Raw genomic sequence first — 15,517 nt, forward strand, 5'->3', positions numbered from 1 at the left:
CCAAGTGCGACCTTGGGCCTCTGTGGATAAGTCAGAATTTAGCGACCTGACCTTTCCATTGTCTATTCCGAACATGCGGGACGTCAAGTCCTGCAGGGCTTCGTTCATCCACAAGAAGGTGAGCGTTATCCACAACCCGCACTCTTGGGTACGCCCGGGAGGCAAGGGCTATAGGGGCATCCAGCAAATTATCCCCAGGCTGGATGACGATCCTAGGTCCGTAGACATTGGACTGTATTGATGACTTTGCAGGAGAGATTTGCCCTCATCAGGAGCCGACAAGCTCACTTCGCGTGGGGCGATATCTACACGCCTTCGATTTTAGCGGTTCCACGAGAAGCCCCTAAGGGCTCTCGTATCAGCAGAATGAATAGCCGGAAGCTCGGCCGTGCGATTCACTCGCTGTCCACCCCAGAAGCGGTGTTCGCACAGCTCGCGCTCTTCCATCCTCAGCTGCTCGATATTCACGAGCAGAAGATGCTGTGGCCATATCACGCCCCGCATCCATTGCACGGGCATCCACTCACCAAAGGACATTTTTCTCATCCTGTCACTGGGACGATGGAAATTGCCAAGCAAATTGGCTTCAAGCATCACCAGGTGGTGATTACCACTAAAGCTGGTAGCCGACAGAGAATGCCCTTTCCCTATCAGGGGGACCTTTTACTGTATTTGATGGGTTCAGATGGGAAACCCTACGCGGTCAATTGGACGGTGAAGGATCAAGCTCATGCCTTCAGCGAGAGGCGCTACTCAGCAGCCAAGACCCCTAATCAGCAAAAAAAGGACCGTGATCATGCTGAGCTACGCACAGCCCTAGAGCAACTGCATTACGCAAGCGGCGGTATCAGGACCGTGCAAATGTCTTTGGATCGTCTGGACCCGATCGTCATGGGCAATCTCGATCTGCTATTTCCGATGCATGGCTTGCCGCTGACCCACGACCCCGAGCTGCTCAGGGAGTTTAGCGCTGAGATTGAGGGCGCTGTGCATGCTGGGGCCTTGATCCACCCCATCATTTACCGGTATGCAGCCCGATGGGGTAAGCGTGACCAGTTTATTGCGAAGGTCTACCAAGACATCTGGGACCGAAAGCTGCCAGTAAATTTCTTCAAGCCGATTCTGATCGACCATCCTCTCGATACCGACGGTGGTGATCTGCTGGCAGCCTACGGCAAATTTTTCTTGGAGATTGAGCCGTGATCACGGGCGCTAGGTTATTTGCGCCTGAAGGTTATCGGAGCCTTGTCAAAGGCCACTATTACCATTTCCTGAACAGTGATGCGGTCCACAACCGGGTGCGCTTGGTGGAGTTCAGTGATCTAGCGAAAGACGTGCGCACCACCTTGATCACCCTCACAAGGTTCGAGTTCGAAGAAGCGCTCGAAGCGGGTGCGCTGCTGGCGTCAGGGGAGACGGACAAATTTCCGCCATGGCTGGAACCGATTAAGGGGATCGCAATTTCAGATCGTGAAACGAAGCGGGTTTCTGCTAAGGAAACCTACGACCAAAAGGTCAACCGCCGTTTTCTGGCTATCTCAGGCCTGATGGTTCGTCTCCAGGAGGTTCTAGCCAGTGACGATCCGGACGCTGTAATTAACGCTCATGCCAAAAGCCAGTCGCCTCAGCAAAATGCAGCTCGCTTGAGGTTGTGGTTCTACACTTACATTACTTTTGGACAAAACAAGTGGGCTCTCATGCCTCCCCTGCACCGCATCGGGAGGTGGGACAGGGAGGGGCCGGGGAAATTACGCAGGCTGGGCCGGCCATCACCCAATGGCAAAGAGTGGGGTTACCGGGCCGATAGCGCCATGAGGGAAAGAATCCTTTCTGCGTATCTTAGGTTCCGTTCCGCTGACAAAACATATAGTCAAGTTTACCGAAAAATCCTTACAGAGGAATTTGGTTGCGTTTCCGTTGAACGAAATGGAGTAGCATTTTTCATCAATCGTAAAGGGCACCCATTTCCAACTATTGACCAAGTGCGTTACTGCATCGAACAACAAGTTAGCGCTAAAGAGAAATCTATTGGCGTAAGAGGTAAACAAAAGACCCGCGACCAGAGCGGCAGTTTGGGCAGTTTCTCAGAACGCTTGACGAATCTAAATCAGCAGGTCGAGTTTGATGGTTACTACATAGTTGAAAAACTTTCGGGCCTGACAGAGGGTAGCCCCGTTGACGGATTTTGCGTCGTTCGTGCCGTGTGTGGATTGTCCGGAATGGTGGTTGGCATTGGATTTGCCGAAGGTAAAGAAACCAAAGAAGCTTATCGGATGTGTCTGTTTTCCATGGCTGTCGACAAAGTATGGTTTTGTGGGCTTTTCGGAGTAACCATCAAACCGGACTGGTGGCCCTGCGAAGGCTTGGCAGGTGGGCTGGTGTTTGATCGAGGTCCTGCAGCAGCCCTGGACACGGAGCCTGAGATCCACTGGCTAGGCACACTTGAAAATACGCCAGTTTTTTCTGGCCAGTCTAAAGCTACGGTTGAGTCATCGCACCCGCGAGCAAAATCCGACCTCGATCAACCCACCTATGTTCATAGCACACTGAATTTTGTCCAAATGGCCCGCAGGGAGATTCACCAAGTCCTGAAAGACAACCGGTCGTCTGACGCAAGTGGCCGCATGGAAACCGAAATGTATTGGTGCGGAATAAAGCCCACCCCGCTGGGTATCTGGAATTACTGGGACAGCCGCTTCCGTAATTCTGCAATCGGGATGCAGCAAGAGGTTGCCATAAAGAGCTTCCTGTCTGTGCACCCGGCCGTTGTACGTCAAGACGCAGTCTATCTGTACGGGCGCAAGTATAGGTCTGTTGATTTGATCAATACCGGGATATTTGATCGAGTTGCTAGGAGCAGCGTTATTGAAGTTGATGTATATGTACTGACTATGTGCGTTCGGCATATATGGATTGAGGTAGGAGGCACACTGTTCGAACTGGACTTTGTAACGACGCAAAGGACCGTTGACGGTGATCGGGACATATCATTACGTGATCTTCAGTCACTAGATGCCTTAAGGCGAAAATCTCAAACCTTGCTTCGTAATGAGATGCCGGCAATTCATCAATTTCACGATGATAGATTCAAAGAAGATACCGGTGAAGAGTGTAAAGGTGGCGTGAGAAGAATTGGTCGACCACCTAAATCGGCATCTGCGCAGCGAGATACAGATGACTATGATCGATTCCGAGGTAAAGCCAAATGAATGAGGCCATTGCGAGTTGGTTCGACGGCTGCCAAACGGCTGATCAGGTCCGCCAGATCATCACGCGTCGACCTGAGCCATTGGAAAGTCTGTACGAAATTGAACCTCGGTTGGCGGCAGAGGTGCTGTCTCAAGCATTGCGTGAATCGTTCATTCCCAACGCATTTACGATTGAGTTCATCCAGGAGATGGTGGGGCGCGCAGCGCTGCATGCGCGAGCATTGTTCTCTTCTGAGCGCGAGTACGCCCGAGGGCTCTATGAAGCACCTGCAGTCGATGCTGTGCCGGTGTGTTTTACAGGGCTTGCAGGGGTTGGGAAGAGCCAGACCATTGCTGCGCTGCGCAAGGTTCTGCCTGGCCCCGTTGATCTGTCCTGCGATCACTTCCAGGGTGAGCTACCGTTGCGGTCGCATTGGTATGCAAGCGCCCGAGGTACCACCAATGCTAAGGCCCTTCTTCGAGAGTTCGTTGAGTTGCCTCTGTCGCGACTGACCGTTGCTGAGCTGCTGAGTGAATGCCGGCGTAGGGCGAATCGTGATGGGGTATCGTTAGTCATCCTGGATGAAATGCAGTACATCCAAAAGGGGCTTGGTGCAGCGAAGGTTACCGATATCCTCTTGAACATGGCTGGTATCGGTCCGCCAATGGTCTACGTGTGCAATTACAGCTTGGGTCACAAGTTGTTTGAGAGAAACAATGAGGATCAGCAGCGCTTGCTGACGGACCCAAGAATCATGCTTCCCGATGAGCCTGGCAGTTCCGACTGGAAAGCTTTCATTGATGAATGTGTTCGCGTGGGCAATGGCGCGATTCGCGGTAATCAGGGTGAATTGGCAAGGGAAATTTACCGTTGCACCTTCGGTATCAAGCGCCTGGCGGTGGAGTTGTTGAAGCAGGCGTACATTGAGTGCCGCAGTGCAGGCCGTCATGCGGCCTCCCTTCAAGACATCGGCCATGCTTACCGCTCAGCGGCTTACACGTCCAGTGCCAAACAGGTCGAACACCTTCAAAAATTGGCTCTGGGTGGTCGGGTGTCCAAACAGCATCCAGACCTGCGGTGTCCGTTTGACCTGCCAGCCGCGTTCACGTCCAACGTAGTGAAATTTGCGCGAGCTGAACGGCAGGACCGAGTCACCCAGAAGGTTTTCGACTCATCGCTCACTGCGTCGGAACGATCTGTAAAAAAGCAACTTGATGCCTCAGCGAATGCTCTGCAGAAGCCGACTGCGCGCCCGCGGCGGACTCCGGTTGAGGAGCTCTCCGAGGAAGAGCAGGCCAAAGCTTTCTTTGCCTTGATGGAGGACGACAAGGACCCCAAACCCAAGTGATGGTGTGGCGAAGAATTCCGTTCGCGGGCCCTATGATTGCTGGCGTGTAAACCTATTTTTTTCACTGTTAACCAGAGTGGTTTACAGTGAAAAAAACAGGTTTACACGCCTGAGTTAGCGAGGGGCAGGTACACCAGGATAGAGCACCTGAGCTCGGATGCATCTCCGACGCCGCTGAAATGTGCTATCACGTGCCAGTACAAGCATGTCCAGATTCGCGTCATGCATTGGCGTTAGACAGTTAACTCCAGGTACAAAGATCTTATGAGCACACCAATTACGCTGTCTGTGGGTAGCCTCGATCTCACATACAACACTGGCTATATGGGCATGGATCACGGGATGCTCTATCAAGAGTCCGACCGCCAGTACCGTCGGCACGAGGGCATCGACTACGACTACGCTCATAGCCCTGAAAGTCTGGAGCAAATGGAGCTGTGTTTTTGCCGGACACTTGGTTCGATGGTGTCACGGTTGGAGCTGCTCGGATACACATTGGCGGCGGTGAGGTCGGAATACGAAAATCAGGTCGTGCTCGACAGAGACCAGTTCGAGGAATACCTGCCAGGTGAGCGTCGATCCGACCGTTTGACTTTCGATCAATTTATCGACTTCATCAAAGCGTACGCATTGCGAGACCTAAAAAGCGACTATGTCGCCAGCTACGATTCCGATCATGCACAGGGCCGGGGCCGCTTTGCGGCTGATCCAGCGGCATCTCTACTCCCGACGGGAGTGTTTGATCGAGACATCGGAGGCTACTCCGAGCGCAGCCATTTCGGCTCAATGTTAGGATTTCTGAGCCCATATGCAACTCTGCGAATCCTTGCCGAAAACCCCGCTAATCTAGGTGAAGATGTCGTCTGGGATTACGGCAATTTTGTGGATGCAGGATGGGCTAAAAATGAGGATTTCATTGGGAACGCACGTCGGACCCAGACCTATTTGATAGCGACTGAAGGCACTTCTGATACCCACATTCTGAAGCGGGGTCTGGCGCTGCTCCGCCCGGACATCGAGGATTTTTTTCGATTCATTGACATCGAGGAGCGTCACCCATTTTCCGGTACAGGTAATCTGTCCAAGTTCGCCGAGGGACTGGTCAAAATTGATGTTCACAATCGCGTGGTCTTCCTGTTCGATAACGACGCCGAAGGAGTGGATACCTATAAAAATCTACTCAAACGCTTTCAATTCCCAGTGAACATGAAAGCTATGGTTCTTCCTGACTTGGACGAGCTGCGCGAGTTTCCGGCGAAAGGCCCGTGTGGTGTTGCCAACGCTGACATCAACGGCTGCGCGGCCGCTATCGAGTGCTATCTCGATCTCAATCTTAAGGGGCGACCCCCAGCGCAGGTGACCTGGACGAATTACAAGGAGTCGTTAGGTATTTATCAGGGCGCCCTCGATTTCAAAGATAGCTACGCAAAGGCGTTTTATGAAACCACTCAGGAGGATGTTGAATCAGGTGTGTATGACGCGAGTAAGCTCCGATCCGTGATAGCGGCGCTTCTTGAGGAATGCACTGGTTTGGCTGCTGCGATGCTCTATTCGAAGTCCTAAACCTCAATAGCCTCTCGGCGAAGGCGCTTCCACCTAACGCGGACCGAGATGATTTCTGGCCCCTACCATCCGCTCGTCGCTACCTCTTGGAGATGGCCATCCATCCAATGCCCATGGGGTACAGCATGGCTAGAATGGTATAGTCTCTCATTTATTTGCAGAACAGCCGCAGGAAGCCGCTGGGAGATTTCACATGGCGATCTACACCGCAGGCTATGAAGGGTTGTCTATCGACGCCTTCATCGCTCGTCTTAAGCAAGCTCAGATCGACAAGGTTCTGGACGTTCGCGAGTACCCTCTGTCCAGAAAGCCTGGTTTCTCCAAGAAGGCTTTCGCCCAGTGCTTGGCGGATGCAGGAATTGCCTACGAGCATTCCCCTCCCTTGGGTTGCCCAAAACCGATTCGAAACCGCTATAAGGTCGATGGCGATTGGGGGGTCTATGCGCGCGACTTCAGGGCTTACATCCGTACCCGGATGGACCTTCTGGAGAACCTGACAGCTGATGCCTCAAGCCAGCGCATTTGTATGGTTTGCTACGAAGCTGACGCGAATTTTTGTCACCGCAGCCTTATCGCCGAGGCTGCGAGTGAATTGGATTCATCCCTGGATACGCGGCATCTGCCTCTCAAAATAGAGAAATTTGCTGATTTGCTTCGGGCGGTTGCTTAGGTGGATAGATGAGACTGATGATAAGCCACTGTTGCGGAAATCGATGAATCGTTCCCATTAGAAGCATAAGATCTTTTCCTGGTAACTCGACCTCCAGCTTCTGTCGAAACGGCGCTTCCCAGCCGTTAGGCCCATGAGCTCGGCGCATGTTTCTGTACAGCTGGCTTGCCTCCCAGTCTACGATCTTGTGCTTATAAATCTTTACCTCACCATCAAGTACTGACTCATAGCTGTAGTAGAAATCGAAGGGCACCTTCTCTAGGCGCTTGATGCTGGCTTTGACATCGTCCTGATCGAATAAACCGGGCTGGCGCTGCAGTCTCTCCAGTTTTTCAAGCTCCTCATCAGTCCAGCTTTCTGACGCGGCTTTACGGATCTCTAATCCAATAATTCGCTCAGGCTTGATCAAGCCGAGCGTGACATTGGAATTCTGTCGAGCCTGCTCCAGAGCCTCAAAACTGTCGTAGATGGGCAGCTTGCTAAGCATTTCCCTCCTTCGAATCCACGCTTTCGAGGTTGGAATAATGTCTTGGGGCTGAATCGTATCCACGCCAATCTTATGGCTTTCAGGTCGGTGATCGTTGGAGCTTTTTTCGATGGAGGCTTCGATCCACTGCCACTTTGAAAATCGTTGATCATCAGTGACCAGGCGGAACGGTACAGGGTAAAGACGGATCAGATTGCCTGCCTCGTCCATCCCCGCAACGCACGAAGTCTCTGTATAGGCAGCGCTGGGTGACGGGTATGTTTTGCATAGGATTAGTATGCGAGCTTTCCTTCTCATACAGGCACGTCCTTATTGTACTGCTGATACTGTAGCGACCAGAGCGTAAACTGGCCATATGATATCGCCCTGTCCCGACAAACCTCATCCATGTGCGGCTGCCACTGAGCGTCATCACCAAGAGCGAGCAATTCAGGCATAGCTGCTGCTAGGGATTGCCTAACCGGGCTGCACCGCAGAAAGATTGAACGCAGCTTCGGCACGAACTTGCCGTCCGATTGAAGCGGACGAGCTACGCACCGTTTGGGGTTGCGGCCCCTTTCGATGTTCGTCGATGGGATCTAGCTCAGTCGCAAGGGGCTTCCGGCGTACTGAACACTCCAACAAAATGGCATTTGCAAAGCTGCTTGAGCAAATCACCGCTTGCATGGCTGCTGGAGTATGATGGGGACTGGTAGCTCTGGCAGGAGAGCCCAATGACTGAATCAGCGCGCACCACGGTAAAGTGCCTGGATCCCGGCGACGGCTCCGGCGATGTGATTGTGGAATTACCTGACGACATTCTGCGCGAGCTCGGGGTCACGACGGGCGACAGACTCTCCATAGAGCTCATCAACGGCGATATCGTACTCAAGCCAGTCCGCGAGCGCCGCGAATCTGATTAGCTACGCGTTGCAGGCCCTCTGTGTCGTCGTGTTGAGCTGATGAAGCTTTCTAGCGGGGATACATGGGACGGCAGTCAGCCTACTGCCGTCCTTCTGGTCGGTGCGTTATTTGGCTGGATAGTTGGCGACTACTAGGTCCGCGCCGCTTTTGGTTAACCCAATGACTTGGTAGGCATGGCTTACGCCATCAACCTCCATGCCTGGGGATCCAGCTGGCATTCCTGGCACGGCGATCCCGACCAGATCGTTCCGCTCCTTGAGTTCTCGAATCTGCTCAGCTGGCACGTGACCTTCAACAAACTTTCCATCAATCACGGCTGTGTGGCAGGACGCTAACCGTGGCGCTACGCCCAGCTTCTGTTTCACTGCGCTCATGTCCGTCTCAATATGGTCGGTCACTTTGAAACTATTGGCTTCCAAGTGCGCGATCCATTTCTTGCAGCAACCGCAGTTCGCGTCTCGGTGAACGTCGATGGACAAAGGCTCGGCAGCGTAGGCCGCTGAGGTCACCAGCAGCCCAGCGATAGCGGCTAGACGAACGAGTATCCGGTTAGTTGGCATGAGTGTGCTCCTTACCGTCTTTGTGAACATGCGTCTTTGTCGACGATTTCGGGTGGGCGTCCGAATGGGCTTCGGCCGCATTGTGGTCACCGTGATGATCTGCCGCTTGGGTGGCGCCTGCGGGTGGAGCTCCATGGTCGTGAGCTGCCTGGGCATGATCGTTGTCTGCCGCTTCGTCGTGATCGCCATGCTCGGCATGCCCGCTCCCGCCGTGCTGGCCCTCATGGTTATGCATATCGCTTTCGCCGCCGCCGTGCTGATGGCCACCGCTCGTGGCCACCAAAGCCTTGTACTGCTCGGGATTCATTTCGGGAAGTTGATCCAGGAACGCGACTATTCCCCAGATGTACTCATCACCCATGCTCTTGCCCCAAGCGGGCATGCCGGTGGCTTTGATGCCGTGCTTGATCGTCCAGAATGCGGCAGCCGGTTCGCCTCCGACACCCACCTTGGTGAGGTCAGGTGGCGACGGGTATAGCGCTTGGCTAAGTTCTGTCTTTCCAACGCCAGGGGCGAGGTGGCACCCAATGCACATGGCGTTGTAGTTGCCTGCGCCTGCCTTGATCAACGCAGCGTTCTTCAGGTCAGGCACTTCAATGTCTCGCGCTCGAACCTCAATCGACCGGTCGCGAGCCATGGCGAGAAACGAATGGACAGCCGGGAAGTGAGGATCATCGGCGCCGACATTCACCAAGCCGAAATACGCGGTGCCCAATACCGCAGCACTTCCGACAGCACCGGCCACAAGCAGCGTTGTAATTGTTCTTTTCATGTTGGAATTCTCAGAACCACATCCTGATACCGGCAACGAAGCGTGCCTCATCAACATCTCCACCCTCGTCTCGGATGAAGTCAGCGGTGTTGCCGTAGGAGCGGCTCCAGGTAACGCCTATGTACGGGGCAAACTGGCGGACGATTTCATACCGTAGACGCAGCCCGACTTCGGTATTGGCCAGACCCGATCCAACACCGCGCTCAGGATCGTTCTTGCCATAGAAGTTCGCCTCGGCCGTGGGCTGCAAAATCAAGCGATTGGTCAGCAGGATGTCGTATTCGCCTTCAAGACGCGCAGCAGTCTGGCCGTTCTCGCCGATGAACGCCGTAGCTTCGGCCTCGAAGTCATACAAGGCCATGCCCTGAATACCAAAGGCTGCCCAGGTCTGCGGTGATTCCGGTTTGAAATCCTGACGGACTCCGGCGACCACGTCCCACCAAGGACTGACCGAGCGCCCGTATAGCAGTTGCAGCTCAGCGTCTTCGGTTACCCCATTGGTGCGCTCGCCTTCCGAGCGAACCCAGAGTCGATTGATGTCGCCGCCTACCCAGCCTGATGCGTCCCAGGCCAGGGTGCTGCCCTCATCGGCGTCTTGGTATTCGAGCTGGTCCAACAGGAAGAAGCTGTTGATTCCGCTGTCGTGCACCTGGTGGCCACCCAAAGGCGGAAAGGCTGCCTCGCGGTCGGCATCAGTGAGCACTGGAATCGGCGTGCGACTCGTTGTGGTCGGAGAAATCGCTGAACCATGATTCATCTGGGAATGGTCCATGCCCTTCATCGAACCGTGATCCATGCCCTTCATGTTTCCATGGCCCATTTTGCTGTGGTCCATCTTGCTATGGTCCACCGGGCTGGATTTGCTCTGGCTTTGAGCATGCTCCATCTGGCTGTGATCAACAGGGGCAGGCTGTTTCTGCTGTTTGCTCACCCCCATCTTGCTGTGATCCATCGCCGGCATCGATTCGGACGGAACAGCATCCATTTGCATGGAACCGTGCCCCATTTTCGAATGATCCATGCCCGAGTGATCCATTTCTTCAGCGGCGAAGCTGGGCGTTACGCCCAGCATGCCGATTGAAACAGTCAGGGCCAGCAGCGAAGGCCGCCCAAGGCTATTGACCATCTTTCCCTGCCTTAGCTTTGTCGCTGCCATGCGATTCCATCATTTTGTCGTGGTCCATGCCTTCCATCGAGCCATGGTCCATCCCCTTCATCGAGCCGTGGTCCATACTTTCCATGGACCCATGGTCCATGCCTTCATGGTTCATCCCCTGACCCTGCTTGTCCTGCGAACCTTTGGCTTTACCGGCCTCGGTAGATTTCTGGGAATGCTGATCATGGTTGTCGCTGGACCACGACGACGGGGCATAAACAGCCAACATGCCGACCATCGCAGCAGAGAGGAAAAAGGCGCTTCGTTTCATTGGTTTGCTCATCTCAAATCTCCAGCTCATTCGTCCACACGGACTTCTCGGAACATGCCCATTTCCATGTGGAACAGTAGGTGACAGTGATAGGCCCAACGTCCCAAGGCATCTGCGGTGACGCGATAGCTTCGTTTTGAGCCAGGTGGCATGTCGATGGTGTGCTTGCGAACCATGAAGTTGCCGTTCTCGTCCTCCAGATCACTCCACATACCGTGGAGATGGATGGGGTGAGTCATCATGGTGTCGTTGACCAAGGTGATGCGAAGACGCTCGCCATATTTCAACCGCAGCGGTTCAGCATCAGAGAATTTGATACCGTCGAACGACCACGCGAACTTCTCCATGTGGCCGGTAAGGTGCAGTTCGATTGTGCGTCCAGGCTCTCGACCATCGGGATCGATGAAGGTGCTCCGCAAATCGGCGTAGGTCAGCACTCGGCGCCCGTTGTTGCGCAGGCCAATTCCCGGATCGTTCAGCTTCGGGGTCGGCGACATGGTCTGCATATCGACCAACGGGTTGTTTGTCTCGGAAGCCGGATGGCTCTGCATTGCACCGCTCATGCCGGCCATGCCCTCATGACTCATCCCAGCCATCGTGCTGTGATCCATGCCGGCCATGTTGCTATGGTCCATTCCAGCCATCTTGCTGTGGTCCATGCCGGCCATGCTGCTATGGTCCATTCCAGCCATCTTGCTGTGGTCCATGCCGGCCATGCTGCCATGGTCCATCCCAGCCATCTTGCTGTGATCCATCCCGGCCATGTTCCCCTGGTCCATGCCAGCCATGCCGCCGTGATCCATTCCGCCCATGCTGCCGTGGTCCATGCCCATATCGCTCATGGCGATGATCGGGCGTGGATCTACCTCCGGCACGGGCGCTTGCAAGCCTTCACGAACTGCCAGGGTGCCTCGGGAGTACCCGGTACGGTCCATGGATTGCGCGAAGATTGTATAGGCCTGCTCGTTTTCAGGTTCGACGATGACATCGTAGGTTTCGGCAACGGCGATCCGGAACTCATCGACCGATACGGGTTTGACGTACTGGCCGTCGGCAGCCACAACCGTCATCTTGAGCCCAGGAATCCGGACATCGAAATAGGTCATGGCCGAGCCGTTGATAAAGCGCAGGCGGATCTTCTCGCCGGGCTTGAAGATACCCGTCCAGTTGCCGTTCGGAGCCTGGCCGTTCATGAGGTAGGTGTAGGTATACCCGCTCACGTCAGCGAGGTCGGTGGGGCTCATCTTCATTTCAGCCCACATCTTCCGATCCGCTACAGCGGCCGACCAGCCTTTCTCGCTCACATCGTCAACGAAGTCGCTAACAGTGCGCTTGTGGAAGTTGTAGTAGTCAGATTGCTTCTTGAGTTTGGAGAGCACCCGCGCCGGGTCTTCATCCGTCCAATCGCTGAGCATGACGACGTAATCACGGTCGTACACAAACGGCTCCGGATCCTTGGCATCGATCACCAACGCCCCATAGACCCCGGACTGTTCCTGGAAGCCTGAGTGGCTGTGATACCAGTAGGTGCCGTTCTGGTGGACCTTGAACTTGTATTCGTACATGCCATCGGGAGCGATGCCGTGGAAGCTCAAGCCCGGCACACCGTCCATGTTGGCGGGCAGGATGATGCCGTGCCAGTGAATGGAGGTGTCTTGTTTCAGCCGGTTGCGTACGCGCAGTGTCACGGTGTCGCCTTCGCGCCATCGCAGGATCGGCCCTGGCACCGAACCGTTGATGGCCATGGCCGTGCGAGCTGCACCCGTGATATTGACGGGGAGTTCGCCGATATACAGATCGAAGTCCGTGCCGCTCAGCACGTTCGGTTGGCCAGGGCTGGTCACGGCCCAGACCGGCGCGCGCCACATGCCGAGCCCACCCAGAAGTCCGGTAGCGGCCAGGCCTTTGACGAAAGATCGTCTCGTGGTTTTGCTTTGCATGCCGTTGCGTCCAGTCAGGTAGATCGCTGATATCCAGGCTGCTCGATGGGGCAGCCCTTGGGTTCATTGGAGCTCTCACCAGTCTCGTAGACTTTCGTCACTGCGCGAGGCTGATGAGAGGCCGTAGTCTGAAACTGCCATAGTTCAGATTCCGGGGTGATTACATTTCTGTAAGCTGGGATCAGCAGCTTTCGTGGCCGGCATGCTTGCTGGACTGGGCGGCAACTGGCGCCTGCTCTTTCTTCTCCTGCGCAACTTGGAATGCCTGCATGGAGCTTTGGCGAGCCGCTTCCATCCGCGCAAAGGTCCGGTCCGCGCCGCCCTCTGCCAGGGCGATGCCTGCCATGCCGAAGGTAACGACCATCACAATTGCTTTGACCATGTTCATCTGGAGATCCTCAGTGGGTTCTGCGCCTCATGGCGTCAGGTACAGGGTCAAGTTAGCTTCGCGGTGCTGTCAGAAAACTGATCTCGACATTACTTTTCCGTCAGCTTCTGGTTGGGCGTCTTTTTTCCTGCAAACTGGAGATGCACCCCGCGTGGATGAGAGCAGATGAAATTACTCGTAGCCGAAGATGAGCCAAAAACCGGTGTCTACCTCCAGCAAGGTCTGACAGAAGCTGGCTTCACCGTTGACCGGGTGATGACAGGCACTGACGCCCTGCAACAGGCACAGAGCGAAGCGTATGACTTGCTGATACTCGACGTGATGATGCCGGGGCTCGATGGCTGGGATGTCCTGCGCAAGATCCGTGCGGCGGGTCAGGATGTGCCGGTTCTTTTCTTGACGGCCCGAGACGGCGTAGACGACCGCGTGAAAGGTTTGGAACTGGGCGCTGATGACTACCTGGTGAAGCCCTTTGCGTTCTCGGAGCTGCTGGCTCGGGTTCGCACGTTGTTGCGCAGAGGCAACGGTGGTGCTGCTCAAACCACCATGAAGATGGCAGACCTTGAGGTAGACCTGCTCAAGCGTCGAGCTACGCGAAACGGCAAGCGGATCGACCTTACCGCAAAGGAGTTTTCCCTGCTGGAGCTGCTCATGCGCCGACGCGGCGAGGTGCTCCCCAAGTCGCTGATCGCTTCTCAGGTCTGGGACATGAACTTCGACAGTGACACCAACGTGATTGAGGTAGCGATTCGCCGACTGCGGGCCAAAATAGATGACGACTTCGCGCCAAAGCTCATCCATACCGCCCGAGGCATGGGCTACATGATGGATGTGCCCGAGTGATGCGCCCGCAATCATCGCTCGTCAAGCGACTGACCCTGATGTTCATGTTCGCAGTGACTGCTGTCCTGGTGGTTGCCGGGGTGGCTTTCTACGGGCTCAGCCAGCACCATTTCCGGATGCTGGATGAGCAGGCGCTTTCCGAAAAGCTGGAGTCAACGCGTCATATCCTGTCCATCTCAGCAGCGCGAGGCGGGCTCCACGATCAGGAGCAGCAGCTGCGGGCATTGCTCGGCGCACATCAGGATTTGTCGGCGAAAATCACCAAGGCTGACGGTACGGTCCTGTTTTCAGACCCCAAAGCCTCCCAAATTCCCCAGCGGTTCGAGCAGGCGCACCGGGGTGCGGTCTGGGAATGGCAGGATGAATCGCAGAACTTTCGCGGCATTACCGCCCAGCTGACCATTGCAGGCGAGCCGGAACCGGTGACGGCCGTGCTGATGCTCGATGTCACCACTCACGCCCATTTCTTTGTCACCCTGCAATGGTGGTTCGGAATTGGCCTGGTGATCAGCGCGATTGTAAGCGCAGGCTTGGGTTGGGTCGTGGCCAAGAGTGGGCTTCGGCCTGTTGGGCAAATCACCAAAGTGGCCACCGGGATGTCGGCAAGATCGCTCCGCGAGCGCATTCCCCTGGAGCCCGTGCCGCTAGAGCTTCAGGAGCTCATCCTGTCTTTCAACGGGATGCTGGGACGGTTGGAGGATGCATTCGTTCGGTTGTCCAACTTCTCTGCCGATATCGCTCACGAGTTGAGAACGCCAGTCAGCAACCTTCTGACCCATACTGAAGTGGTGCTCACCAAGAAGCGTGACCTGGATGCCTATGAGGAGAACCTCTATTCGAACCTGGAAGACCTCAAGCGTATGTCGCGCATGATCGACGACATGCTGTTCCTCGCCAAGGCGGATAACGGTCTGATCGTCCCTGAGCAGATTGATGTGGAGCTCTCCGACCTCGTTTCCAAGCTGTTCGAGTACTACCAGTTCCTGGCTGAGGATCAAGGCATCCAGCTGACCCTACACGGGCAGGGTAAGGTTCGTGGCGATCGCCTGATGATTGACCGAGCGCTTTCCAACCTTCTATCCAACGCGTTGCGCTACACCCCGGAAGGTAACGAGATATCAGTGCGAATCGAGCAGACGCCTGAAAGCGTGACGCTTTCCGTGCGTAACAGCGGGGTAATCATCGATTCCCAGCACATTGGCAAGATCTTCGACCGATTCTATCGAGCCGATCCAGCCAGGCGCGAAGGCGGCCCAAGCAATGCAGGCCTGGGTCTGTCGATAACCCGCTCTATCATCGAGGCTCATAGCGGACGAATCTGGTGTACTTCAGCGGAGGGTGTCACAACCTTCTTCATCAGTCTCCCAGCCTCTAAGCGGTGGGTTAGTGCAGCCCCAACCCCTTAATGCTGAACTCATCCCGGTAAT

Annotated in this window: 15 protein-coding genes; 8 read left to right on the plus strand and 7 right to left on the minus strand. The window is 55.2% G+C overall.

The window, feature by feature from the left end; genetic code table 11:
• Window positions 1–240 precede the first annotated feature (240 nt).
• The 5 genes from C2H86_RS11945 (at window position 241) to C2H86_RS11965 (ending at window position 6,770) form a co-directional block, all read left to right on the plus strand.
• Window positions 241–1,203, plus strand: coding sequence for a hypothetical protein (locus tag C2H86_RS11945; RefSeq protein WP_060519787.1), 963 nt, complete (start codon window positions 241–243; stop codon window positions 1,201–1,203).
• A complete protein-coding gene (locus tag C2H86_RS28345) occupies window positions 1,200–3,209 on the plus strand; it encodes a transposase (RefSeq protein ID WP_165961575.1) in 2,010 nt (669 codons plus the stop codon). Before C2H86_RS11945 ends, C2H86_RS28345 begins: the two co-directional genes overlap by 4 nt.
• Window positions 3,206–4,537 carry a hypothetical protein gene (locus C2H86_RS11955; RefSeq protein WP_060519786.1) on the plus strand — a complete coding sequence of 444 codons (1,332 nt, stop codon included), beginning with the start codon at window positions 3,206–3,208 and terminating at the stop codon, window positions 4,535–4,537. Before C2H86_RS28345 ends, C2H86_RS11955 begins: the two co-directional genes overlap by 4 nt.
• Window positions 4,538–4,801: 264 nt before the next feature.
• Window positions 4,802–6,100: a HEPN/Toprim-associated domain-containing protein gene (locus C2H86_RS11960; RefSeq protein WP_060519785.1), complete on the plus strand. Its 1,299-nt coding sequence runs from the start codon at window positions 4,802–4,804 to the stop codon at window positions 6,098–6,100.
• Window positions 6,101–6,293: 193 nt separating this feature from the next.
• Window positions 6,294–6,770 (plus strand): DUF488 family protein, encoded by a 477-nt coding sequence (locus C2H86_RS11965; protein ID WP_060519784.1) that lies wholly within the window; start codon window positions 6,294–6,296, stop codon window positions 6,768–6,770.
• Here the strand turns inward: C2H86_RS11965 and C2H86_RS11970 are convergent.
• Window positions 6,727–7,467 carry a hypothetical protein gene (locus C2H86_RS11970; protein ID WP_197864294.1) on the minus strand — a complete coding sequence of 247 codons (741 nt, stop codon included), beginning with the start codon at window positions 7,465–7,467 and terminating at the stop codon, window positions 6,727–6,729. The genes C2H86_RS11965 and C2H86_RS11970 overlap by 44 nt on opposite strands.
• Before the next feature lie 503 nt (window positions 7,468–7,970).
• Here C2H86_RS11970 and C2H86_RS11975 point away from each other — a divergent pair.
• Window positions 7,971–8,159 (plus strand): AbrB/MazE/SpoVT family DNA-binding domain-containing protein, encoded by a 189-nt coding sequence (locus C2H86_RS11975; RefSeq protein WP_060519780.1) that lies wholly within the window; start codon window positions 7,971–7,973, stop codon window positions 8,157–8,159.
• Between the two features lie 105 nt (window positions 8,160–8,264).
• On the opposite strand, the gene C2H86_RS11980 is transcribed toward C2H86_RS11975, so the two are convergent.
• The 6 genes from C2H86_RS11980 to C2H86_RS12005 form a co-directional block, all read right to left on the minus strand.
• The gene (locus tag C2H86_RS11980; protein WP_060519778.1) at window positions 8,265–8,720 is read right to left on the minus strand and encodes a DUF411 domain-containing protein; all 456 of its coding nucleotides are present in this window, start codon (window positions 8,718–8,720) and stop codon (window positions 8,265–8,267) included.
• A complete protein-coding gene (locus C2H86_RS11985) occupies window positions 8,710–9,492 on the minus strand; it encodes a c-type cytochrome (RefSeq protein ID WP_060519775.1) in 783 nt (260 codons plus the stop codon). Before C2H86_RS11985 ends, C2H86_RS11980 begins: the two co-directional genes overlap by 11 nt.
• A 10-nt stretch (window positions 9,493–9,502) precedes the next feature.
• Window positions 9,503–10,618, minus strand: coding sequence for a copper resistance protein B (locus C2H86_RS11990; RefSeq protein WP_060519774.1), 1,116 nt, complete (start codon window positions 10,616–10,618; stop codon window positions 9,503–9,505).
• The gene (locus C2H86_RS11995) at window positions 10,608–10,931 is read right to left on the minus strand and encodes a hypothetical protein (protein WP_019470286.1); all 324 of its coding nucleotides are present in this window, start codon (window positions 10,929–10,931) and stop codon (window positions 10,608–10,610) included. Before C2H86_RS11995 ends, C2H86_RS11990 begins: the two co-directional genes overlap by 11 nt.
• A gap of 14 nt (window positions 10,932–10,945) precedes the next feature.
• Complete coding sequence (locus C2H86_RS12000) at window positions 10,946–12,859, minus strand: copper resistance system multicopper oxidase (RefSeq protein ID WP_060519772.1); 1,914 nt, start codon at window positions 12,857–12,859, stop codon at window positions 10,946–10,948.
• A gap of 181 nt (window positions 12,860–13,040) precedes the next feature.
• Window positions 13,041–13,247 carry a co-regulatory protein PtrA N-terminal domain-containing protein gene (locus tag C2H86_RS12005; RefSeq protein WP_060519770.1) on the minus strand — a complete coding sequence of 69 codons (207 nt, stop codon included), beginning with the start codon at window positions 13,245–13,247 and terminating at the stop codon, window positions 13,041–13,043.
• 165 nt (window positions 13,248–13,412) lie between these two features.
• Here C2H86_RS12005 and C2H86_RS12010 point away from each other — a divergent pair, with 165 nt between their 5' ends.
• Window positions 13,413–14,090, plus strand: a complete 678-nt coding sequence (locus C2H86_RS12010; protein ID WP_060519766.1) for a heavy metal response regulator transcription factor — start codon at window positions 13,413–13,415, stop codon at window positions 14,088–14,090.
• Window positions 14,090–15,496 carry a heavy metal sensor histidine kinase gene (locus C2H86_RS12015; RefSeq protein ID WP_060519764.1) on the plus strand — a complete coding sequence of 469 codons (1,407 nt, stop codon included), beginning with the start codon at window positions 14,090–14,092 and terminating at the stop codon, window positions 15,494–15,496. Before C2H86_RS12010 ends, C2H86_RS12015 begins: the two co-directional genes overlap by 1 nt.
• The last annotated feature ends 21 nt before the right edge of the window (window positions 15,497–15,517 follow it).

Origin of the sequence: Pseudomonas putida (assembly GCF_009883635.2) — a bacterium.
Classification (GTDB): Bacteria; Pseudomonadota; Gammaproteobacteria; order Pseudomonadales; family Pseudomonadaceae; genus Aquipseudomonas; species Aquipseudomonas putida_W.

Excerpts from the sequence above, each read along its gene's own strand:
- C2H86_RS11945 (WP_060519787.1), top strand. The coding sequence starts at position 241 with ATGACTTTGCAGGAGAGATTTGCCCTCATCAGGAGCCGACAAGCTCAC.
- C2H86_RS11955 (WP_060519786.1), top strand. The coding sequence starts at position 3,206 with ATGAATGAGGCCATTGCGAGTTGGTTCGACGGCTGCCAAACGGCTGAT.
- C2H86_RS11960 (WP_060519785.1), top strand. The coding sequence starts at position 4,802 with ATGAGCACACCAATTACGCTGTCTGTGGGTAGCCTCGATCTCACATAC.
- C2H86_RS11965 (WP_060519784.1), top strand. The coding sequence starts at position 6,294 with ATGGCGATCTACACCGCAGGCTATGAAGGGTTGTCTATCGACGCCTTC.
- C2H86_RS11970 (WP_197864294.1), bottom strand. The coding sequence starts at position 7,467 with ATGGACGAGGCAGGCAATCTGATCCGTCTTTACCCTGTACCGTTCCGC.
- C2H86_RS11975 (WP_060519780.1), top strand. The coding sequence starts at position 7,971 with ATGACTGAATCAGCGCGCACCACGGTAAAGTGCCTGGATCCCGGCGAC.
- C2H86_RS11980 (WP_060519778.1), bottom strand. The coding sequence starts at position 8,720 with ATGCCAACTAACCGGATACTCGTTCGTCTAGCCGCTATCGCTGGGCTG.
- C2H86_RS11985 (WP_060519775.1), bottom strand. The coding sequence starts at position 9,492 with ATGAAAAGAACAATTACAACGCTGCTTGTGGCCGGTGCTGTCGGAAGT.
- C2H86_RS11990 (WP_060519774.1), bottom strand. The coding sequence starts at position 10,618 with ATGGTCAATAGCCTTGGGCGGCCTTCGCTGCTGGCCCTGACTGTTTCA.
- C2H86_RS11995 (WP_019470286.1), bottom strand. The coding sequence starts at position 10,931 with ATGAGCAAACCAATGAAACGAAGCGCCTTTTTCCTCTCTGCTGCGATG.
- C2H86_RS12000 (WP_060519772.1), bottom strand. The coding sequence starts at position 12,859 with ATGCAAAGCAAAACCACGAGACGATCTTTCGTCAAAGGCCTGGCCGCT.
- C2H86_RS12005 (WP_060519770.1), bottom strand. The coding sequence starts at position 13,247 with ATGAACATGGTCAAAGCAATTGTGATGGTCGTTACCTTCGGCATGGCA.
- C2H86_RS12010 (WP_060519766.1), top strand. The coding sequence starts at position 13,413 with ATGAAATTACTCGTAGCCGAAGATGAGCCAAAAACCGGTGTCTACCTC.
- C2H86_RS12015 (WP_060519764.1), top strand. The coding sequence starts at position 14,090 with ATGCGCCCGCAATCATCGCTCGTCAAGCGACTGACCCTGATGTTCATG.